Origin of the sequence: Streptomyces sp. NPDC096013 (assembly GCF_044763565.1) — a bacterium.
Lineage (GTDB): Bacteria > Actinomycetota > Actinomycetes > Streptomycetales > Streptomycetaceae > Streptomyces.
The window spans coordinates 347,396-369,391 of sequence record NZ_JBIWGK010000007.1 but is presented as its reverse complement, the minus strand read 5'-3'; the positions used below and the strand labels follow the sequence as shown (position 1 = coordinate 369,391).

At 69.0% G+C, this 21,996-nt stretch carries 17 protein-coding genes and 2 pseudogenes; 11 read left to right on the top strand and 8 right to left on the bottom strand.

Features of this window, described 5'->3' with window-relative positions; translation table 11 throughout:
- Window positions 1-14: 14 nt before the first annotated feature.
- The 4 genes and pseudogenes from ACIRB1_RS25200 to ACIRB1_RS25185 all read right to left on the bottom strand — a co-directional run bounded on the left by ACIRB1_RS25200 (window position 15) and on the right by ACIRB1_RS25185 (window position 5,673).
- Complete coding sequence (locus ACIRB1_RS25200; RefSeq protein WP_403467054.1) at window positions 15-1,961, bottom strand: substrate-binding domain-containing protein; 1,947 nt, start codon at window positions 1,959-1,961, stop codon at window positions 15-17.
- On the bottom strand, window positions 1,951-3,489 hold the full coding sequence (locus tag ACIRB1_RS25195; RefSeq protein WP_403467053.1) for a sugar ABC transporter ATP-binding protein: 1,539 nt from the start codon (window positions 3,487-3,489) through the stop codon (window positions 1,951-1,953). Before ACIRB1_RS25195 ends, ACIRB1_RS25200 begins: the two co-directional genes overlap by 11 nt.
- Window positions 3,486-4,532: a LacI family DNA-binding transcriptional regulator gene (locus ACIRB1_RS25190; RefSeq protein ID WP_403467052.1), complete on the bottom strand. Its 1,047-nt coding sequence runs from the start codon at window positions 4,530-4,532 to the stop codon at window positions 3,486-3,488. Before ACIRB1_RS25190 ends, ACIRB1_RS25195 begins: the two co-directional genes overlap by 4 nt.
- Before the next feature lie 258 nt (window positions 4,533-4,790).
- Window positions 4,791-5,673 (bottom strand): annotated as a pseudogene (locus ACIRB1_RS25185) (MBL fold metallo-hydrolase).
- 90 nt (window positions 5,674-5,763) lie between these two features.
- On the opposite strand from ACIRB1_RS25185, the gene ACIRB1_RS25180 reads away from it, so the two are divergent.
- The 9 genes and pseudogenes from ACIRB1_RS25180 (at window position 5,764) to ACIRB1_RS25140 (ending at window position 13,080) form a co-directional block, all read left to right on the top strand.
- Window positions 5,764-5,955 (top strand): hypothetical protein, encoded by a 192-nt coding sequence (locus ACIRB1_RS25180; RefSeq protein ID WP_403467051.1) that lies wholly within the window; start codon window positions 5,764-5,766, stop codon window positions 5,953-5,955.
- Window positions 5,939-6,463, top strand: coding sequence for a DUF6879 family protein (locus ACIRB1_RS25175; RefSeq protein ID WP_403467050.1), 525 nt, complete (start codon window positions 5,939-5,941; stop codon window positions 6,461-6,463). Before ACIRB1_RS25180 ends, ACIRB1_RS25175 begins: the two co-directional genes overlap by 17 nt.
- A complete protein-coding gene (locus tag ACIRB1_RS25170; protein ID WP_403467049.1) occupies window positions 6,460-7,290 on the top strand; it encodes a helix-turn-helix domain-containing protein in 831 nt (276 codons plus the stop codon). Before ACIRB1_RS25175 ends, ACIRB1_RS25170 begins: the two co-directional genes overlap by 4 nt.
- 535 nt (window positions 7,291-7,825) lie before the next feature.
- A complete protein-coding gene (locus ACIRB1_RS25165; protein WP_352184472.1) occupies window positions 7,826-8,050 on the top strand; it encodes a DUF397 domain-containing protein in 225 nt (74 codons plus the stop codon).
- An 82-nt stretch (window positions 8,051-8,132) separates the two neighbouring features.
- Window positions 8,133-8,600, top strand: a complete 468-nt coding sequence (locus ACIRB1_RS25160; RefSeq protein ID WP_403467048.1) for a hypothetical protein — start codon at window positions 8,133-8,135, stop codon at window positions 8,598-8,600.
- A gap of 17 nt (window positions 8,601-8,617) precedes the next feature.
- Window positions 8,618-8,995: pseudogene (locus ACIRB1_RS25155) on the top strand (Scr1 family TA system antitoxin-like transcriptional regulator); the annotation flags it as partial.
- Between the two features lie 8 nt (window positions 8,996-9,003).
- Window positions 9,004-9,273, top strand: coding sequence for a DUF397 domain-containing protein (locus tag ACIRB1_RS25150; protein ID WP_403467047.1), 270 nt, complete (start codon window positions 9,004-9,006; stop codon window positions 9,271-9,273).
- Between the two features lie 29 nt (window positions 9,274-9,302).
- Window positions 9,303-11,558, top strand: a complete 2,256-nt coding sequence (locus ACIRB1_RS25145; protein ID WP_403467046.1) for an ATP-dependent RecD-like DNA helicase — start codon at window positions 9,303-9,305, stop codon at window positions 11,556-11,558.
- Window positions 11,559-11,790: 232 nt separating this feature from the next.
- Window positions 11,791-13,080 (top strand): citrate synthase, encoded by a 1,290-nt coding sequence (locus ACIRB1_RS25140; RefSeq protein ID WP_033287238.1) that lies wholly within the window; start codon window positions 11,791-11,793, stop codon window positions 13,078-13,080.
- Between the two features lie 748 nt (window positions 13,081-13,828).
- Here the strand turns inward: ACIRB1_RS25140 and ACIRB1_RS25135 are convergent.
- From ACIRB1_RS25135 to ACIRB1_RS25120, 4 genes are all read right to left on the bottom strand, one after another.
- Window positions 13,829-16,096 carry a heavy metal translocating P-type ATPase gene (locus tag ACIRB1_RS25135; protein ID WP_403467045.1) on the bottom strand — a complete coding sequence of 756 codons (2,268 nt, stop codon included), beginning with the start codon at window positions 16,094-16,096 and terminating at the stop codon, window positions 13,829-13,831.
- A 116-nt stretch (window positions 16,097-16,212) separates the two neighbouring features.
- Window positions 16,213-16,452 (bottom strand): heavy-metal-associated domain-containing protein, encoded by a 240-nt coding sequence (locus ACIRB1_RS25130; RefSeq protein WP_352182448.1) that lies wholly within the window; start codon window positions 16,450-16,452, stop codon window positions 16,213-16,215.
- A 72-nt stretch (window positions 16,453-16,524) separates the two neighbouring features.
- Window positions 16,525-17,475 (bottom strand): PrsW family intramembrane metalloprotease, encoded by a 951-nt coding sequence (locus tag ACIRB1_RS25125; RefSeq protein ID WP_403467044.1) that lies wholly within the window; start codon window positions 17,473-17,475, stop codon window positions 16,525-16,527.
- A 405-nt stretch (window positions 17,476-17,880) separates the two neighbouring features.
- Entirely contained in the window at window positions 17,881-18,516 is a 636-nt protein-coding gene (locus ACIRB1_RS25120) for a TetR family transcriptional regulator (protein ID WP_403467043.1), read from the bottom strand.
- 168 nt (window positions 18,517-18,684) lie between these two features.
- On the opposite strand from ACIRB1_RS25120, the gene ACIRB1_RS25115 reads away from it, so the two are divergent.
- Complete coding sequence (locus ACIRB1_RS25115) at window positions 18,685-20,949, top strand: MMPL family transporter (protein WP_403467042.1); 2,265 nt, start codon at window positions 18,685-18,687, stop codon at window positions 20,947-20,949.
- Window positions 20,918-21,961 (top strand): zinc-dependent alcohol dehydrogenase family protein, encoded by a 1,044-nt coding sequence (locus ACIRB1_RS25110; protein WP_403467041.1) that lies wholly within the window; start codon window positions 20,918-20,920, stop codon window positions 21,959-21,961. The genes ACIRB1_RS25115 and ACIRB1_RS25110 overlap by 32 nt, the downstream gene beginning before the upstream one ends.
- Window positions 21,962-21,996: the final 35 nt, after the last annotated feature.

The window sequence follows — 21,996 nt, the reverse complement described above, 5'->3', positions numbered from 1 at the left end:
TCAGCCGGTCGATGTCAGCCGGTGAACCCGGCCACGTTGGCCTTGGTGACGACCTTGACCGGCACCTTCACCGTCGTCTCCACCTTCTTGCCCTGGGCGGCGCGCAGCGCGTTGTCCACGGCGATCTTGCCCAACTGGCTGGGCTGTTGGGCCACGGACGCGTACAGAGTGCCCTGCTTGACGGCGGTCAGACCGTCCGGGGTGCCGTCGAAGCCGACCACCGAGACCGACGTGCCGGCCTTGGAGCCGAGCGCCTTGATCGCGCCGAGCGCCATCTCGTCGTTGGCGGCGATGACGCCCTGGACGTCGGGGTGTGCCTGGAGCAGGTTCGACATCACGTCGAGGCCCTTGGTGCGGTCGAAGTCGGCCGGCTGCTGGGCGAGGACCTGGATGCCGGGGTAGGCCTTGAGCCCCTTGGCGAAGCCCTCCGCGCGCTCACGCGCCGCCGACGTGCCCGCCTGGCCCTGGAGGATGACGATCCTGCCGGTGCCGCCGAGCTTCTCGGCGACGGTCCTGGCGGCGAGTTCACCGCCCGCGATGTTGTCGGAGGCGACGAGGGTGTCCACGGCCGCCTTGTTGACGCCCCGGTCGACGGCGATGACCGGGATCTTCGCCTTGTCCGCGGCCTTCACGGAGTTGCTCGCCGCGTCCGAGTCCACCGGGTTGACGATGATCGCGCCGTAGTTCGAACTGGTGAAGTTCTGAAGCTGGTTGGCCTGCTGCGAGGCGTCGTTCTGCGCGTCCGTGACGGTGAGGTCCAGTCCCAGCTTCTTCGCCTCGGCCTGCGCACCTGACCGGATCTGCACGAAGAACGGGTTGTTGAGCGTGGAGAGCGACAGACCGAGCTTGGGCTTCGTGCTCGTGGAGGAGTCGTTGTGCAGGAACGAGGTCGCGCCCACGATCGCGATCGTGACGACCGCCGCGAGCGCGTACGTCGTCGCCTGCCTGCCCTTGCCGCCACCGCCCGCGCCGGAGACGGGAGTCGCGCCCGCCTTGCGTCGCACGGTGTCCAGCAGGACCGCGAGCGCGATCACCACACCGATGACGACCTGCTGCCAGAAGGCCGACACGGAGAGGAGGTTGAGGCCGTTGCGCAGCACCGCGAGGATCAGCGCGCCGATGAGGGTGCCGGACGCCTTGCCGGTGCCGCCCGCCAGCGAGGCGCCGCCGATGACGACCGCGGCGATCGCGTCCAGCTCGTAACCGTCGGCGGCCTGCGGCTGCGCGGAGGAGAGCCGGGAGGCGAGGACGATGCCCGCGGCGGCGGCGAAGACACCGGACAGGGCGTAGATCGCGAGCTTCTGCTTCGAGACCCGCAGACCGGACAGCCGTGCGGCTTCCTCGTTGCCGCCGATGGCGTACATCGAACGGCCGATGTACGTGCGGCCGAGGACGAAGGCCGCGACGAGACCCATCGCGATCATCACCAGGACCGGCACCGGCAGCCAGCCGCCGAGGGTGTCGCCGAGGTGCGAGACCGAGTCGGGGAAGGCGATCGGGGAGCCCTGCGAGATCACCAGGGACAGCCCGCGCGCCACCGACAGCATCGCCAACGTCGCGATGAACGGCGGGAGTTTGCCGTAGGCGATGAGGAAGCCGTTGACGAGACCGGCCGCGATGCCGGTGGCGATCGCGAGGATCACGGCGAGGACGACCGGGACGCCGTGCTGGGTGGCGCTCCAGGCCAGCACCGTGGCCGACAGGGCCGCCACCGAACCGACCGACAGGTCGATGCCCGCCGAGACGATCACGAAGGTGACACCGAAGGCGAGGATGGCGGTCACGGCCGCCTGGACGCCGACGTTGAGGAGGTTGTCGGTGGTCAGGAAGTCGCCGGACAGCGCCGACATGGCGATGACCAGGACGATGAGGGCGGTCAACGCCCCGTTGTCCAGGAGCAGTCGGCGGATTCCCGAGGCGCCGCTCGCGCCCGTCGTGCTCTTGAGCGTGTCAGTGGCCACGGTGGCCCTCCACAGCGGTAGTCGCGTCGGTTGATGTGCCGGGTGTGCTGACGGCGAGCGCCATCACGGAGTCCTGCGTGGCCTGTTCGGTGGACAGCTCGCCCGCGATGCGTCCCTGGGCCATGACCAGCACCCGGTCGCTCATGCCGAGGACTTCGGGCAGATCGCTGGAGATCATGAGGACGGCGGCGCCGGCGGTCGTGAGTTCGTTGATGAGCTGATAGATCTCGACCTTGGCGCCGACGTCGATGCCACGGGTCGGCTCGTCGAGGATCAGCACCTTGGTGTCGGCGAGCAGCCACTTGCCGATGACGACCTTCTGCTGGTTGCCACCGGACAACGTCCGTACCTGCTGGCCGAGTCCGGCCATCCGTACGCCCAGCTGCTCCGCGATCCGCGCGGCGGCGGCGCGCTGCCCCTTGAGGTCGACGAGCCCGCCATGGGTCGCGGCCCGCATGGTGACGAGCCCGAGGTTCTCCTCCACGGACTGGTCGAGGACGAGCCCCTGCCCCTTGCGGTCCTCGGGCACGAGCCCGATCCCGGCGGTCATGGCCGCGTTGACGTCATGCCTGGGGACACGGTCACCGGAGACCGTGATGGTCCCCCGGTCGTACGGGTCGGCCCCGAAGACAGCCCGTACGACTTCGGTACGACCCGCCCCGACGAGCCCGGCGATGCCGACGACCTCGCCGGCCCGCACCTCGAAGCTGATGTCGTGGAAGACACCGTCCCGGGTGAGCCCCTCGACGGAGAGCAACGCGGCGCCGGTGTCGGCCCGTTCACGCGGATACTGCTGCTCGATGGACCGCCCGACCATGAGCCGTACGAGCTCGTCCTCGGGGGTGGAGGCAGGCACCTGCCCCACGCTCTTCCCGTCCCGGATGACGGTGACGCGGTCACCGATGGCGGCGATCTCCTCCAGGTGGTGGGTGATGAAGACGATCCCGACGCCGTCCGCGCGGAGTTGGCGCACGATGGAGAACAGCTTCTCGACCTCTTCCGAGGTCAGCACGGCGGTCGGCTCGTCCATGATCAGCACGCGGGTGTCGAGGCTGAGGGCCTTGGCGATCTCGACCATCTGGAGCCGGGCGATACCGAGTTCACGGACACGCGCGCGGGGAGAGACGGTGACCCCCACCCGCTCCAGCAGAACGGCGGCATCGGCCTCCATCCGCTTCCGGTCGATCATCCCGAGCCGACGCGGCTGCCGCCCCAGGAAGATGTTCTCGGCGACCGTCAGATCGGGGACGAGGTTGAACTCCTGGTAGATGGTGGCGATCCCGAGCCGCGCGGAGTCCTGCGCGTCATGGATGCGCACCTCCTCGCCGCCGGCCAGGACACGGCCGCCGTCGGGACGGTAGGCGCCGGAGAGCATCTTGATGAGGGTGCTCTTGCCCGCGCCGTTCTCACCGAGCAGCACATGGACCTCGCCCCGGCGCAGATCGAAGTCGACGCCGTCCAGCGCGACCACACCGGGGAAGGTCTTGCGAATGCCTTCGATGCGCAGCAACTCGTCCTGGTTGCTCACGGCTGGCTCCTTCGAACAGGGTGAACAGGGGAGTGGGGGAGAGCGGAGTCGCCCGGCTCACCGCACGAGCGGCGCACGACGAGCCGGGCGGGAAGGGTGACGGACCGCGGCGCCCGCCCCTCGATCCGGTCGACCAGGGCGCGTACGGCGGCCCGCCCCAGCTCACCCGTGGGCTGGGAGATCGCGGTGATCGGCGGATCGGTGTGCACGAACCACCGGATGTCGTCGAACGCGGCCAGCGCGAGATCCTCCGGAACCCGCAGCCCACGCGCGCGTACGGCGTCCAGGGCACCCAGGGCCATCAGGTTGTCGGCGGCGAACACGACCTCGGGCGGCTCGGGCAGGTCGAGGAACCCCTCGGTCACCCGCCGCCCGCTCTCGGCCTGGAAGTCGCCCTGCCCGATGTAGGCGTCGGGGAGCGGAATCCCGTACTCGGCGAGCGCGTCCCGGAAGGCGGCGACGCGCTCACTGCCGGTCGTCGTGGCGGCGGGGCCCGCGATGATCGCGAGCCGGCGGTGCCCGAGCCCGTGCAGATGGGCGACGAGATCCCGGACGGCGGCCCGCCCGTCGGCCCGCACGACCGGCACGTCCACGCCCGGGATCCACCGGTCCACGAACACCATCGGGGTGCCCGCGCGGGCGGCGTCCAGCATGCCGGGGGAGCCGCCGTCGGTGGGGGAGACGAGCAGTCCGTCGATACGCCGGTCCAGCAGGGTCCGCACGTGGTGGTCCTGGAGCTCCGGCCGCTCGTCGGCGTTGCCGATGATGACGCTGTACCCGAGCGCACGGGCCTCTTCCTCGACGGAACGGGCCAGTTCGGTGAAGTACGGGTTGAGCACGTCGCTGATGACCAGGCCGAGGGTGCGGGTCTGATCGGTGCGCAGCGAACGGGCGACGGCGTTCGGCCGATAGCCCAGCGCTTCCACGGCGGCCAGCACGCGCGTCCGTGCGTCGTCACTGACCGACGAATGGTCATTCAACACCCGCGACACCGTGGCCACGGAAACCCCGGCCCCGGCGGCGACGTCCTTGATGCTCGCCATCGCCGTTCCACCTCCTCGTGGAATCGATTACACGGAGGATTGGAATCGATTACACGGGAGTAAATCAAGACCCTGAGACCGGATCGTGATGAGAGGAAGGGGTCGAGGGGGAGTGGTCCCCGGCCCACCGGGGTCCGTCGGACGCGGATTCGGACGAGGTCACAGATGCGGACGTGGACTCGGACGAGGTCGCGGAGGCGGACGTGGACTCGGACGAGGTCGCGGAGGACGTCACGTGACGACGTCACGGACCGGCTCTCACCAGCGCACCGCGGTGAAGTCCACAGGGCGGGGCCGGAGCTGCTCGGTCCTGGCCGTGAGCGCCAGCGGCCAGCGGGACATCTCGTCGTGGGGGAGGTGCCGCCGATTGCCGTGGTCCGCAGCAGCCACTCGAAGCGGAGCCGGTCGGCGGTCCGAGCCAGGGAGGCGGCCAGCTCCCGGATTGCGTACCAGGCGACGCTGTTGCACCTCGATGTCCACCGTCGTACGGGACCAGCAGAAGCTGTCGCCGGTGAAGCAGTACCGCTCGTCGGCCATACAGAGCACGCTGCCCCGGGTGTGCCCGGGGGAGGGCACGGCGACCGCCCCCGCGCCGACCTCGGCTGGCTCGTCGCCGCGCAGCACCCGGTCGACGTCCGGGGCTGCGTCGAGATCGCCCTCGTGGATTCAGAGCCGGGCACCGAATCGGTCGGCGTACCGACGGCCGTGGGCGGCATGGTCGCGATGGGTCAGCAGTACGTCGGTGACCGACCCGAACGCCTCATGGCGGTCCGCCTGCGTGGGGCTCCAGCGCGGGGTGTCCACCATCGTCGGGTGCCGGCCGGGCGGCGCAGGAGATAGGAGTTGACGCCGACGGTGCGGCGGGAGGTGTGCCCGCACAGGTGGACGGTGCCGGTGTCGTCCAACGACATCGGGAACGGGTCGCGGCGCTCGCCCAGCCGCCCGCCCGACGACCGGACGGACCGATCGGACAGGCGTACGCGGCGGTGTACAACTGCTGTGTCTCGTACGGGCCTTGCGGCTGCCGCAGCAGTACGGAGCGCCCCTGGGCCTCGCAGACCAGACCGGGGGCGAGCTGCCGTGGGCTCGGGGACCGGGAGTCGGGGAGCCCCCGGAGTTCCGTTGTTTCCCGTTCCGGCAACTGTGATCGCTTGACCCGTCCGTCTCCGACTCGGGAGCATCGACTCGGAGCGGCGCACCGGCAGTGACATGGCGGAGGGGAACCCGGACCATGAAGGTCACCAAACTGGTCAGCACGTGCGACATCAAGGACTGCCCGACGATCTATGCGACGGATCGCGGCACCCTCCTGGTGCAGGGAGAGACGCCGACCGATCACGGACTTGAGATTCCCGCGCATGAAAACCTGGTCGAGATCCCGATGGAACTGATTCAGAAGGCCATCCGTGACAACCTCGTCTAGGACTCTCGGGGACCTCTTCGATACGTTCGAGCGGGAGGCGTTCCGCCTCGAAACCCTCGACGACTACAGCAGATCAGGAAACGTCGACGCGTATCGCGCTTTCCTGGCCGGCGAGCCGCAGCCGGACGACTACAACGCGGGCTGGGTCGAAGAACTCCGATCGCACACAGGGAATGGTAAACGGATCTATCGCGTTCACATTCTGCTCCGCCCGCTCTCGGATTACCTCAGGTTCGAACTCGGGTGGGGGTATCAGAAGAACATGTCGGGCGGCGAAGAGTTCTTCATTCTCGACGTCACCGACAGGCCCAACCCTCTGGTGGACGTGCCGGACTTCTGGTTGTTCGACTCCGAGTCGGTGGCGGCCATGGAATACGACGGAACCGGAAAATTCCTGGGGGCGGAAGTCCTGTCGCCGGAACGAACGGTGGAATTCACGGGCTTCCGTGACCTGGCCCTCGCACAGGCGGTGCCGTTCACTGAATGGTGGGCCGAGTACCGGGCGTGAACAGAGCACAGCTTGGAGCCGCGCTGCGGGCGCTGCGGATGGCATCCGGGAAGGAGGCCAAAGCGGTGGCCCGCAGCGCTCTCATGTCTCCGTCGAAGCTGTCCAAGATCGAAAATGCGAAGCTGGCAGTCGGCGCGCCGGACGTTGAGCGCATCCTGACGGCCATCGGAGTATCCGACGAAGTCAAGGCGGAGTACGCGGAGGCCGCACGAGCGTCGGCGACCGAAGCGACAGCGTGGCGCCTCCTCAAGCGGATGGGAGTCCACAAGGGGCAGCAGGCCGCCAAGGCGCTGGAGACTCAGATGTCGACGCTGCGGCTGTTCCAACCGGCGCTGGTTCCCGGTCTGCTCCAGACACCGGAATACATCCGGGCCGTTCTGCTACGTCACAACCTCAGCGCGGACACGCTCAGCCGTACGATCAACGGTCGACTTGAACGCCAAGCGGTCCTCTACGACGACAAGAAGTCACTGCGGTTCATCATCACCGAACCTGTCCTGCGGTGGCGAATCGTCCCGCCGCAGATGATGGCAGCGCAGCTCGACCGCATCGTTTCCATTTCGCGACTCTCTCACGTAGACATTCGAGTAGTTCCCTTGAAGGTTCAGCAGCGCGACATCGCGAATCATGCGTTCGTCATTCGCGACGACCGGATGGTCACGGTGGAAACGGTCCATGCCGAAGTGGTCGTCACGGACCCCAGGGATGTGGAACTCTACATCGACAAGTTTCATGGATTCGAGCAGATGGCCGTGTCCGGTGACGGCATGCGAAGCATCATCGAGAACATCCGCGACGAATTCTTGCGGGAACAGGAAACAGGCTAGAGAAGCTGCTGCGGCCTGCCGAAGATGACGCCATGGAAAGCGAAGAGAGAATGCCCGATCCCCGGTCCGGGGCCACGGCGGGCACGGGCATGATCGAACCTCCGCGTGAGCCTACGGCGGTACCCGGCTGCTCCGAGTGCCTGTCCTTGTCGGTGGCCCGCGAGAACGCCCGTTCCGCAGGAGACTCCAGCGCCGTCTCCGACGCCAATGTGAGGATTCGCCGGCACCGGGCCGAGGCGCACGCGGCATGAGATCCGACTCGGACCTCTTCGCCGACCGTCCCCTGATGACTCTACGGATCTCGTGACTCCGGACGGTCCTGCGCGCCCGAAGGGGCCGTTTTCGGCGGCGACGTGGACCTGGCTCCCCTGGTCATTTCGGAATGGCCCCCGTGCCGGCGCCCGCGTTGCGCGGCGCGCGCTGAAGTCTCCGATCACTGAGGCGTCGGTCTCCCTCTCCCCTGCACTCCCGCCCTCTGCGGGCGGCGGCGGTCAGTCATGGCCGTGATCAGCTCAGTAGGAAGGCAGTTGCAGCGATGCAGAACGAAACTGACCTGTACGCGCTCGACATCAATGGGACCTCGTTCGTGAAGGCGTGCGGCGGACCCTGTACCGAAGGCTGCGTGACCCTCGCCCGTATCGGCGGCGACGCCTGGGCCATCGGTGACAGCAAGCGACCGGACGCGCAGCCGCTGCGATTCACCACGGAGGAATTGGACGCGGCCGGGATCGACCCGGCGCGCTTCGGCCTCAACGTCTGATCCGTCCCCTTCGCCGGCCGGGCCGCCCCTCACACATCCCCGGGGCCGGTCCGGTCGGCATCTCTCGGAACGGCGACTGCCCGTGCACCATCATGGCTATCTGTGGACCGGCCCCAAGGACCGCTTCGACCATGAAGCGCTACGACGGCCTCCGCATCCGGAGCCGCCACCTACCGAAGGCAGGCCGGAACTGACCCGGCGCTACCGCGAAGTGGCGGCGGAGTTCCCGACGGTGGATCTTCCGCCACTCGAAACGGCGTACTGGCTCATCAAGCCTCCCTCGCTCGTGCGCGCCACGTGGGAGGAGGCGAAGGAAGCGGCGTCATGGCTCGGGGAACAACTCGCGGAGAATGCGTTCCGCTTCGCCTCCGAAGCGGAACGCGACGCCACCGGTCTGGCCCGCCTGGTGAACTCCGCTGCCGAACGTCTGGAGTCGGGCGCTGACGTCTCACTGGGCTTCTATCTCGAACGCCCCTCGTATCTGTCCCTGGCCTTGGTGACATGCTCCCCGAACCGTTCGAAGCCTGAAATCCCCTGCCCTGTGGCGTAGTTCGGCCCGAACGCCACCTCAACCGCCACGGCTACGCCCGCGCCATCTTCTCCGACAGGATCCCTGAACTTCTCGGTGAGGAACTGGAGTTGCGCGTGCGCCACCGGATGCAGGGCAAAGCGATCCTGGAAGCCTCCGACACCGACAACGTCACCGTGCGGGTCATCCCGTTCGACCTGGACGGCTTCGGCGGGTCCTGGACCTCCGCGATGCTGGCGGGCGGTGCCGTACCCAAGCTGGACACGGCCGTCGGGGACGCGCCGCACGCGGCTGCCTTCATCGATTCCGAGGCTCAGCTCGGCGTATTTCGAACGCTCTTCCGTAGAGTAGAAGGCATGTCACTGGACCCCGGGCGATCGCGTGACTTCATCGACGGGCTGGTCAAAGAGCTGTGAGGCACCCCATGGACACCCTCGACAACTGGCGTAAGTCGTCGTACTCCGGGGCGGGTGATGGCAACTCCTGCGTGGAGATCGCGAGCCAACGCACGGGCAACTGGCGGAAGTCGTCCCATTCCGGTGGCGGCGACGGCAACAACTGCGTGGAGATAGCCCCCACCCCCACCCACTTCGCCGTCCGCGACTCGAAAGCCCCCACCCGAGCCACCCTCACCTTCCCCACCCCCGCCTTCACCCCGTTCCTCGAAGCCCTGAAATCCGCTCCCCCGCGCTGACTGTCAGTGCGCACCAGTACCGTCGGACCATGGCTCAGCAGGCGGCGAATTCCCCGGGCGAACGACACCTCGCCGTCCTCGAAGGCGTCCTGGAGCGCATCACGTACGCCAACGAGGAGAACGGCTACACGGTCGCCCGGGTCGACACCGGGCGCGGTGCCGGTGATCTCCTCACGGTCGTCGGGGCGCTCCTCGGGGCCCAGGCCGGTGAATCCCTCCGTATGGAGGGCCGCTGGGGCTCGCACCCCCAGTACGGCAAGCAGTTCACCGTGGAGAACTACACGACCCTCCTCCCGGCCACCATCCAGGGCATCCGGCGTTACCTCGGCTCCGGCCTCGTCAAGGGCATCGGCCCGGTCTTCGCCGACCGCATCACCCAGCACTTCGGCCTGGACACCCTTCAGATCATCGAGGACGAGCCCAAGCGCCTCATCGAGGTCCCGGGACTCGGGCCCAAGCGGACGAAGAAGATCGCCGAGGCCTGGGAGGAGCAGAAGGCGATCAAGGAGGTCATGCTGTTCCTCCAGAGCGTCGAGGTGTCGACGTCGATCGCGGTGCGCATCTACAAGAAGTACGGCGACGCGTCGATCTCCGTGGTCAAGAACCAGCCCTACCGCCTCGCCTCCGACGTCTGGGGCATCGGGTTCCTCACCGCCGACAAGATCGCCCAGTCCGTCGGCATCCCGCACGACAGCCCGGAGCGCGTCAAAGCGGGCCTCCAGTACGCCCTTTCGCAGGCCACCGACCAGGGCAACTGCTACCTCCCCGAAGAGCGCCTGATCGCCGACGCGGTCAAACTCCTCCAGGTCGACACCGGCCTCGTCATCGAGTGCCTCGCCGAACTCGCCCTCCCGGACGAGGAGTCGGGCGACCCCGGTGTCGTACGGGAGAAGGTTCCCGGTCCCGACGGCAGCCCCGACCCCGTCACCGCCGTCTACCTCGTCCCCTTCCACCGTGCCGAACTCTCCCTCGCCGCCCAGCTCCGCCGCCTCCTCCACACCGACGCGGACCGTATGCCCGGCTTCCACGACGTGGCCTGGGACAAGGCGCTGGGATGGCTGAAGGGGCGTACGGGCGTGGAGCTCGCGCCCGAGCAGGAGGCCGCCGTCAAGCTCGCCCTCACCAAGAAGGTCGCGGTCCTCACCGGCGGTCCCGGCTGCGGCAAGTCCTTCACCGTGCGCTCGATCGTCGAGCTGGCCCGCGCGAAGAAGGCCAAGGTCGTCCTCGCCGCCCCCACCGGCCGCGCGGCGAAACGCCTCGCGGAACTGACCGGCGCCGAGGCCTCGACCGTCCACCGCCTGCTGGAGCTCAAGCCCGGCGGCGACGCGGCGTACGACAAGGACCGGCCCCTGGACGCCGACCTGGTCGTGGTCGACGAAGCCTCCATGCTCGACCTCCTCCTCGCCAACAAGCTGGTGAAAGCCGTACCCCCGGGGACGCACATCCTCTTCGTCGGCGATGTGGACCAGCTCCCCAGCGTCGGCGCCGGCGAGGTGTTGCGCGATCTGCTCGCCGACGGCGGTCCGATCCCCGCCGTACGCCTCACGCGCGTGTTCCGGCAGGCCCAGCAGTCCGGCGTCGTCACCAACGCGCACCGGATCAACTCCGGCCAGCACCCCGTCACCGACGGCATGAAGGACTTCTTCCTCTTCGTCGAGGACGACACGGAGGAGGCCGGCCGGCTCACCGTGGACGTGGCGGCGCGGCGGATTCCGGCCAAGTTCGGGCTCGACCCGCGCCGGGACGTGCAGGTGCTCGCACCCATGCACCGGGGCCCGGCGGGCGCGGGCAACCTGAACGGACTGCTGCAACAGGCGATCACCCCCGGCCGCCCCGACATCCCCGAGAAGCGGTTCGGCGGCCGGGTCTTCCGCGTCGGCGACAAGGTCACCCAGATCCGCAACAACTACGACAAGGGCGAGAACGGCGTCTTCAACGGCACGGTCGGCGTCGTCACCTCACTCGACCCGGTGGACCAGCGCCTCACCGTGCTGACGGACGAGGACGAGGAAGTGGCGTACGAATTCGACGAACTGGACGAGCTGTCGCACGCGTACGCGGTGACGATCCACCGCTCCCAGGGCAGCGAATATCCGGCCGTGGTGATCCCGGTCACCACCAGCGCGTGGACCATGCTCCAGCGGAACCTGCTGTATACGGCCGTGACCCGGGCGAAGCGGCTGGTCGTGCTGGTCGGATCGCGCAAGGCGATCGGGCAGGCGGTGCGCACGGTGTCCGCGGGCAGGCGCTGCACGGCCTTGGACTTCAGACTCTCGGGTCCGTGACCGGCCGCAGCCCCGACTCATCATGAAAAATGATCGATCAAATGAGTCAGGAAGGTCACACAGCACTTCCAGATGCCGGGGTGGAGGAGGCAGGATGAGCAGGTTGGCGGCACTGAGTGCCGCCAATAGGCCCAATGGTCGACCCCGAGTGCACTCTCCTGCGCCAAATGGGGGATGGTAGAGACAGTCAGGGCAACCTCGAAGAAGAGGCACAACGTCGGTGAGGGATGACGTGAGCGACAACTCTGTAGTACTGCGGTACGGCGACGGCGAGTACACCTACCCGGTGATCGACAGCACCGTCGGCGACAAGGGCTTCGACATCGGGAAGCTCCGCGCCCAGACCGGTCTGGTGACGCTGGACAGCGGTTACGGGAACACCGCCGCCTATAAATCCGCCATCACCTACCTCGACGGTGAGCAGGGGATCCTCCGGTACCGCGGCTACCCGATCGAGCAGCTGGCCGAGCGCTCCACGTTCGTGGAGGTCGCCTACCTGCTCATCAACGGCGAGCTGCCGACCGTCGACGAGCTCACCGTGTTCAAGAACGACATCACGCAGCACACCCTGCTGCACGAGGACGTCAAGAACTTCTACAAGGGCTTCCCGCGCGACGCCCACCCGATGGCGATGCTGTCGTCGGTCGTCTCGGCGCTGTCCACCTTCTACCAGGACAGCCACAACCCGTTCGACGAGAAGCAGCGCAACCTCTCCACGATCCGTCTGCTCGCCAAGCTCCCGACGATCGCGGCGTACGCGTACAAGAAGTCGATCGGTCACCCGTTCGTCTACCCGCGCAACGACCTCGGCTACGTCGAGAACTTCCTGCGCATGACCTTCTCGGTCCCGGCGCAGGAGTACGACCTCGACCCGGTCGTCGTCTCCGCGCTCGACAAGCTGCTGATCCTGCACGCGGACCACGAGCAGAACTGCTCCACGTCCACGGTCCGCCTGGTCGGTTCCTCGCAGGCCAACATGTTCGCGTCGATCTCGGCCGGCATCAACGCCCTGTGGGGCCCGCTGCACGGCGGTGCCAACCAGTCCGTCCTGGAGATGCTGGAAGGCATCCAGGCCAACGGCGGCGATGTCGACTCCTTCATCCGCAAGGTGAAGAACAAGGAGGACGGCGTCCGCCTGATGGGCTTCGGCCACCGGGTGTACAAGTCCTTCGACCCGCGCGCGAAGATCATCAAGGCGGCGGCGCACGACGTCCTCTCGGCCCTCGGCAAGTCCGACGAGCTGCTGGACATCGCGCTGAAGCTCGAGGAGCACGCGCTGTCGGACGACTACTTCGTCTCGCGCAACCTGTACCCGAACGTCGACTTCTACACCGGCCTGATCTACCGGGCCATGGGCTTCCCGACCGAGATGTTCACGGTGCTGTTCGCCCTGGGCCGTCTCCCGGGCTGGATCGCCCAGTGGCACGAGATGATCAAGGAGCCCGGCTCGCGCATCGGCCGCCCGCGGCAGATCTACACCGGTGTCGTCGAGCGGGACTTCGTCCCGGTCGAGGGTCGCTGAAGCAACTCCGCCGAGCTCTCCGCCGGGTCCCGCCGGTTTTTGTCCGCGGGCCCGGTGGGGGCTGGTCGCGCAGTTCCCCGCGCCCCTTCAACTCCCTCGCGCTACGCGGCGAGGGAGTTGAAGGGGCGCGTCTGTGTCCCGGAGGCGAACCGAGCTCGAAAAAAGAGGGGAACGGGAAGAAGGCGCCCTGCCGACGGTCCCCCCACGGGCCGGCGTACAGGGCGCCTTCCCATGTCCCGGTGCGGATTCCCCCCACGGGATCCGGCCGGGCGCCTTTGAGAAACCAGCGCCTGAATCGCTGTCGTGCCGAAGCCCGATGGAACTTGGGCCTCGTTGAGTAGAACGGGCAGAACTGCTCGTACTACCGGGTGGTGCCAGTGATGTGTGCGATCTGCCGGGACACCGCACGTCGAGAGGGCCGCTCAAAGCTCCCCGGTGTACGTGTCCCGGCAACGCATCTCTGAGGAAGTCCCCCAAGACATCCTCAGATGCCAGTTCGCGCCCCCCAAGACGCTTACTGACATCGTCAACTTAGACCTTCGAACCCCTTCGATGGTTACGTTCACATCACTGTGATCTGCGTCTCTTGCATATGTCCGTTAGATGCGCAAGAGCCCCGATGTCGTGGTCGGGACCCCAGCGTAAGGATGATGCGCGAGCCTTGTGAAGAGCTTATGTGAGGCCGTCCTCGGTCTCTAGAGGGACTCTTACTTCAGGTTCCCGTAACTCCCGGTAACTTTGCGGGACTTCAGCGAAATGTCCTGAGTCGCAGGCTGTTGGTGACCACGAACACCGACGAGAAGGCCATCGCGGCCCCCGCGATCATGGGGTTCAGCATGCCCGCGGCGGCCAGCGGGAGCGCCGCCACGTTGTATCCGAAAGCCCACACGAGATTTCCCTTGATGGTGCCGAGCGTCCTCCGGGAGAGCCGGATCGCGTCCGCGGCCACCCGGAGGTCCCCGCGCACCAGCGTCAGATCGCTCGCCTCGATCGCCGCGTCCGTCCCGGTGCCCATCGCGAGTCCGAGGTCGGCGGTGGCGAGCGCGGCGGCGTCGTTCACGCCGTCGCCGACCATGGCGACGCTCCGCCCCTCGCCCTGCAACCGTCGTACGACGGCGACCTTGTCCTCGGGCAGCACCTCGGCGATGACGTCCCCGGGGGCGATCCCGACGGCGGCGGCCACGGACTCGGCCACCGCGCGGTTGTCGCCGGTCAGGAGGACCGGGGTGAGTCCGAGGGCGCGCAGCTCGCGTACGGCCTCGGCGCTGGTCTCCTTGACCGCGTCGGCGACCGCGACGACCCCGCGCGCGACTCCGTCCCAGCCGACCACCACGGCCGTACGTCCGCCGCTCTCGGCCTCGGAGCGGGCGCGGGCCAACTCCTCCGGGAGATCGCCGTAGAGGCGCCCTACGGCCACCTCGCGGCCCTCCACGCGGCCGCGGACGCCGCGGCCCGGCACGTTCTCGAAGTGCTCGGCCGGCGGCAGCGGTCCGACCCGCTCCTCCGCGCCCGCGGCGACGGCCCGTGCGACGGGGTGCTCGGAGGCGTGCTCCAGGGCGCCCGCGAGCCGCAGCAACTGGCGTTCGTCGGTGCCCTCGGCGACGTAGACCTCCTGGAGGGTCATGCGGCCGGTGGTGATCGTGCCGGTCTTGTCGAGTACGACCGTGTCGACGCGGCGGGTGGACTCCAGGACCTCGGGGCCTTTGATCAGGATGCCGAGCTGGGCGCCGCGGCCGGTGCCGACCATGAGGGCGGTCGGGGTGGCCAGGCCCAGCGCGCACGGGCAGGCGATGATCAGCACGGCGACGGCCGCGGTGAACGCGGCGGCCGTGTCACCGGTGACCGCGAGCCACGCCCCGAAGGTGGCGACCGCGATCAGCAGCACCACCGGCACGAAGATCCCGGAGATCCGGTCCGCGAGCCGCTGCACCTCAGCCTTGCCGTTCTGCGCGTCCTCCACCAGCCGCGCCATCCGCGCGAGTTGGGTGTCCGAACCGACCCGGCTCGCCGCTACGACCAGTCGCCCGCCGGCGTTCACGGTCGCGCCGGTGACCGTGTCACCCGGTGCCACGTCCACCGGCACCGACTCGCCGGTCAGCATCGACGCGTCGACCGCCGAGACGCCCTCGACGACGGTGCCGTCGGTCGCGATCTTCTCCCCGGGCCGTACGACGAACCGTTCCCCGACCGCCAACTCGGCCACCGGGAGCCGTACTTCACGGCCGTCCCGCAGTACGGCCACGTCCTTGGCGCCCAGTTGCATGAGCGCGCGCAGGGCGGCCCCGGCGCGCCTCTTGGAGCGGGCCTCCAGATAGCGGCCCAGGAGGATCAACGCGACGACTCCGGCGGCCACTTCGAGGTAGATCGTGGAGGCGCCGTCCGTGCGCGCGACGGTGAGGCGGAACTCGTCGTGCATGCCGGCCATGCCGGCGTCGCCGAAGAACAGCGCCCACAGCGACCAGCCGAACGCGGCCAGCGTGCCGACCGAGACGAGGGTGTCCATGGTCGCGGCGCCGTGCCGGGCGTTGGTGAACGCGGCCCTGTGGAACGGGAGTCCGCCCCAGACGACGACGGGCGCGGCGAGGGTGAGCGCGAGCCACTGCCAGTTGTCGAACTGCAGGGCCGGGACCATCGACAGCAGCACCACGGGCAGGGCGAGCAGGGCGGACACGGTCAACCGCTCGCGCAGGGAGGCGAGTTCGGGGTCGTCGTCCTTGGGGGTCTCCGGCTCGGGTTCCGGCGGGGCGGGTTCCTCGGCGGTGTACCCGGTCTTCACCACGGTCGCGATGAGGTCGGCGACCTGGATGCCCGCCGGGTAGCTGACCTTCGCCTTCTCGGTCGCGTAGTTCACCGTGGCGCTGACGCCGTCCATGCGGTTGAGCTTCTTCTCGACGCGGGCCGCGCAGGAGGCGCAGGTCATCCCGCCGATGAGCAACTCGACCTCGGCGGCGGCGACTTCGGGGGCCGCGGCTATGGGTGTCCCTGTGGTGGTGCTGGTCGCGGTGGTGCTGGTCATGTCCGGACTCCAGACATCGGACCGGACCGCACGGAGCCAGTATCAGCTGGTCGGCACGGCCCGGTCGGAGAACAGAGGTGTCGTACGGGTGCTGCTCGGGCTGACGCCGGTACAGGTCAGGCCTGGCCGACGAGTTCGAAGCCCGCCTCGTCGACCGCCGCGCGGACGCTCTCGTCGTCGAGCGGGGCGGCGGAGACGACGGTGACCTCGCCGGTCGACGCGACGGCCGTCACCGAGCTGACACCGGGCAGTCCGGAGATCTCGCCGGAGACGGAGCCCTCGCAGTGTCCGCAGCTCATCCCGCTCACCTTGTAGACGGTGGTGACGGAACCCTGGGTGTCGGTCTGGGCGGTCATGTCGTTCTCCTCATGGAGGCGTGTGGGGTCGGAGTGGCCCACGGTGGCTCACTCTGTCCCCAGAGTATACCCCTAGGGGGTATTTCTCCAAGAGGGATCACGGCGGGCCAGCGACCGCACCCAGGCGATGCCGAGCAGGGCCACGAGGACCGTCCCGCCCACCGAGAACGCCGTGAAGAGATGCTCCTGCTGGTCGGTCGGCCGGGGGATGTACCCCTGGGCGAACAGCTCCTTGTCCAGGCCGGTGCGCGAGAGCCGGGCCACCAGCCAGATGGCGATGCCGTGCGTCGAGTCCCACAGGGCGTGCAGCAAGGAGACGCCGAGAAACGTTCCGGCGACCGGGCCGGTGAAGCGGAAGCGGCCGTTCAGCTGCCGGTAGGTGAGCAGTACGCCACCCGCGATCGCCGTCCACAGGCCGTGCCCGAAGGGCGCGAGGACACCGCGCAGGATCTCGGTCTCCAGGAGAGCCCGCAGATCGATGCCCTGCGTGGAGACGGCCGCGTTGAAGGCGTACCCCGCGCTCTCCAGGGCGGCGAAGCCGAAGCCGACGGTCGCGCCGAGGATCAGGCCCGCGCGCATCCCGTGCAGCCGCGGCTGCCGTCGCAGCATGAACATCAGCGCCCCCAGCTTCACGGCCTCCTCGATGAGGCCGACGCCGACGAACATCCACAAGGAGGGGTGCAACAGGTAGTACTCCATGACCGAGGCGCCCAGTACCCCGAGCGTGCCACCGGTCAGGAAGCAGCCCAGGATCACGCTGACGCCCAGGTCGCGCCCGTGCCGCTCGTACGCCCACAGGACGAACGTCACCGGCACCAGGAAGCTGCCGAGCAGGATCAGCGTCGGCAGGAGGGTGGTGTTCTTCGTCGCGTACGTGACCAGCGCGGTCAGCGCCCACAGTCCCAGTCCGCCACCCAGGCAGTGCTTCCACAGGCCCGTACGGATCTGCGGATACGTCGGCGGCGGCTGCTGCGGCCCGGGGATGCGGGCCCGGGGCGCACCGGGCGGCGGAGAGTAGGTCACGGCAAATCCCCTCGTACTCCTACAGGGCAGATTTACCGGCACTTTATGGTAGGTACGCCTCATACCGCAGTCCGGGACGCTCATCCTGGCCACGGCCGTCGCCGTACGGGTACCCCTGCCGCCCATGCGATCGGCAGCCGCCTCCCGGTCCCGCCGGTCGTCTTCGGGGCCCCTCCGGATATCCCGGTCGGCCTGGACGTGCTCGGCCGGGCGGGCGATGGGGGGTGAGGGGGCGTACGACGGGCGGGCGATGGGGTGTACGACGGGCGGGTGAGGGGGGCGGGGTTCGAGCCCGGCCGCGCTCCGCGCCTCAGGTCGTGCTCGGTGCCTCAGGTCCTGCCTCGTCCGCCAGGCTGTGCTTCGTTCTTCAGGCCCTGCCTCGTCCCCCGGGCCGCGCTTCGTTCCTCAGGCCGTGCTCCGCGCCTCCGCGACCATCGGGGTCAGGTAGCGGATCAGGACGTTCTTCAACTCCGCTACGTAGGCCTCGCGTTCGGCGCCCTCGTGGGAGAGGATCAGTTCGAGGCCGGCCTTGTAGAGGCCCAGGCACATGCGGGCGGTGCGGGTGACGTCGGCGGCGGGGGCGTCGGGCAGGAACACCGCGATCACCGCCTCTATCCCGGCGAGCAGGTTCGCGTGCAGCGCGTCGTGCTCCTCGGCGAGCCGGCCGGGGATGTCGGGGCCGTGCATCAGGGTGAAGAACACCGGGTGCCGGCGGTTGAAGTCGGTGAAACGGTCGACCACCGCGCCCACCGCCTCCTCCAGCGGGGTCGAAGGGTCCACCGGGGCGAGTGCCTCGCCGTACATGTCGCGCATCTCGTGCAGTAGCCGGTCGCCCAGCTCGATCGCGATCGCTTCCTTGTTCGGGAAGAACTGGTACAGCGTGCCCGGTGAGACACCGGCCTCGCGGGCGATGGCGTTGGTGCTGGACGCGGTGTAGCCCGTCGTGCAGAAGACGGACGCGGCGGCCTCCAGCAGCTGGGCGATGCGGCGCTCGCCGCGGGCCTGGCGGCGGGGGCCGGCCTTCTCCTGGTCCACGGACACGAGTTATCCCCAGCTCTCCGGACGGCGTTGACAAACGCGAGTGGTCGCTCGCATTCTGATGGTCCGGCAAACGCGAGCGGTCTCTCGTGTTTGCCAGTCTATGACAGAACCGACCCATGCCACCTGTCTGCGCGGAGGCCGGGTCAAGGTGAAGGGGAGCACCGCACGATGACCGAAGTCAACAGCCCACCACGCCTCGGCGCATGGACGCGTTTCGTGACCGCCCGCCCCCGGTTGTCGCTGCTCGTCGCCCTCGTGCTCACCGCGCTCGCCGTGGTCGCCGGCAGCGGGGTCGCCGACCGGCTGGGCAGCGGCGGCTGGGAGGACCCGACGGCCCAGTCGACGTACGCGACCAAGGCCCTGGAGCGCGAGTTCCCGGCCTCGCAGCCCAATCTGCTGCTGCTCGTCGACTCGGGCAGCGCCTCGGTGGACGACCCGGCGGTCGCCGCCGAGGCCGACCGCCTCACCGCCCGGCTGGCGAGCGAGAAGGGGGTCATAGGCGTCGGTTCGTACTGGCGGACTAGGTCTCCCGGCCTGCGCGCGAAAGACGGTCACGAGGCGCTGATCGCCGCCCACCTCACGGGCGACGAGAAGGCGACGAACGACACCCTGGACCACATCGCCCCCGCCCTGCGCGGCACGCACGGCCCGGTGCAGGTGAAGGTCGGCGGCATCGTCGCCGTCCGCCACGAGATGCAGACGATCATCAAGGAGGACCTCGCCCGCGCCGAGATGATCGCCCTCCCGGTGACGCTGCTCCTGCTGGTGATGGTCTTCGGCTCCGCGATCGCGGCCCTGCTCCCGCTCGGCATCGGCATCGTGGCGATCCTGGGGACGAACGCGGTGCTGCGCGGCCTCACGGAGTTCACCGACGTCTCGGTCTTCGCGATGAACCTCACGACGGCCCTCGGCCTCGGACTGGCCATCGACTACGCCCTGTTCATCGTCCGCCGCTTCCGGGAAGAACTCTCCACCGGCGCCGAGCCGTTGACGGCGATCGCCACCACCCTGCGCACGGCAGGCCGCACCGTGCTCTTCTCCGCCCTCACGGTCGCCGTCTCCCTGGCCGCGATGCTGGTCTTCCCGATGTACTTCCTGCGCTCCTTCGCCTACGCGGGCATAGCCGTGGTGCTCCTGGCCGCGGCAGCCGCCCTGATCCTCCTCCCGGCGGCCCTCCTGCTGCTCGGCCACCGCGTCAACTCCCTCGACCTACGACGCCTGTTCCGCCGAGGCCGACCGGCACCGGCACCGACGGCCGGGGAAGGCACGGCCTGGGCCCGCCTCGCGCACCTCGTGATGCGCCGGGCCCCCTTCTTCGCCCTGGCCACCGCCGCGGTGCTCGTCCTGCTCGGACTGCCCTTCCTGGGCGTCAGGTTCGGCACCGCGGACGACCGCCAACTCCCTTCGGGCGCCGAGTCCCATGTCGTCCAGCAGCACATCCGGGACGGCTTCCCCGGCAACCCCGGCGGCGGCCTCGAAGTGCTCGCCGAAGGGCGGGCGACACCGGCGCAGTACACCGCGTACAAGGCGGAGATCGCCCGACTCCCCGAGGTGGCCGGGGTGGACGGCCCCCTGGTGAAGGGCGACTCGGCGTACTTCACGGTGCTGCCCAAGGGCGAGGCGGTCGACAGCGCTGCCCAGCGGCTGGTCGGTCAACTGCGCGCCGCGGACGCCCCGTTCAGCACCAAGGTGACCGGCACGGCGGCCGTCCTGGTCGACTCCAAGCACGCGATAGCCGGCCGGCTGCCCTGGGCCGCCGCCCTCATCGTCGTCGTCACCCTGCTCCTGGTCTTCCTCCTGACCGGCAGCGTCCTGATCCCGATCCAGGCGGTCCTGCTCAACGCGCTGAGCCTCACGGCGATGTTCGGCGCCGTGGTCTGGGTCTTCCAGGACGGCCACCTCTCCGGCCTGCTCGGCTTTACCAGCTCCGGTTCCATAGAGACCACCCTCCCGGTCCTGATGTTCTGCGTGGCCTTCGGCCTCTCCATGGACTACGGCGTGTTCCTGCTCTCCCGCATCAAGGAGGAGTACGACCGCACGGGCGACCACCACGAGGCGGTCCGCCACGGACTCCAGCGCACGGGCGGCCTGATCACGGCGGCCGCAGTGATCCTGGCGGTGGTGATGGTCGCCATCGGCACATCCCGCGTGACCAACACCAAGATGCTGGGCCTGGGCATCGCGCTGGCGGTCCTGATGGACGCGATGATCGTCCGCAGCCTGCTGGTCCCGGCGGTGATGAGACTGACGGGGACGGCGACCTGGTGGGCACCGGGCCCGCTGCGAAGGTTCCACGAACGGTTCGGTGTCAGCGAGGGGGGAGAGAACCCACCTGGGGGCGCGGGGCACAACGCGACCAGCCACGATGTACCCGCAGACGACAACGGCGATGGGAGCCCGCATGAAAGCGGTGGTGTTCGAGCAATACGGTGAACCCGCCGAAGTGCGACACGTACCCGACCCCACTCCCGCAGCCCACGGAGTGACCGTCCGGGTGGAGGCGACCGGCCTCTGCCGCAGCGACTGGCACGGCTGGCAGGGCCACGACCCGGACATCACCCTCCCCCACGTACCGGGCCACGAGCTCGCCGGCGTGGTGGAGGCGGTCGGCGACAGGGTGACGGCCTGGCACCCCGGCGACCGCGTCACCGTCCCGTTCGTGTGCGCCTGCGGAACGTGCGGAGCCTGCGCGGCCGGCGACCAGCAGGTGTGCGAGCGCCAGACCCAGCCCGGCTTCACCCACTGGGGTTCCTTCGCCCAGTACGTCGCCCTGGACCACGCCGACGTGAACCTGGTCGCGATCCCGGACGAGATGTCCTACGCGACGGCGGCCTCGCTGGGCTGCCGGTTCGCGACGGCGTTCCGCGCGGTGGTGCAGCGGGGCCGGGTCGCACCGGGGGAGTGGGTGGCGGTGCACGGCTGCGGGGGAGTGGGCCTGTCGGCGGTGATGATCGCGGCGGCCTCCGGAGCCAGGGTCGTCGCGGTGGACATCTCACCCCAAGCACTCGCGCTGGCAAGGAAGTTCGGGGCGGCGGAGTGCGTGGACGGCGCGAGCGCCCCGGACACGGCAGAAGCGGTACGCGAACTGACCGGCGGCGGCGCCCATGTGTCGCTGGACGCCCTCGGCTCCCTGGCGACCTGCGCCGCCTCGGTGAACGGCCTGCGTCGCCGGGGCCGCCACCTCCAGGTCGGCCTGCTGCCCTCCCCGTCCGGTACGACCCCGGTCCCCATGGCCCGCGCGATCGCCCTGGAACTCGAACTCCTCGGCAGCCACGGCATGGCGGCCCACACCTACCCGCCCATGCTGGAACTGGTCCGCTCGGGAGTGCTGCGCCCCGACCTCCTCGCCACCACCACCATCCCCCTGGCCGAAACCCCGACCGCCCTCGCCACACTGGGCACGGCACCGGGAGCGGGGGTGACGGTCATCGAACCGTGGAGGTGACCCCGCCGGGACGACCCCGATGCACGCTCCACTCA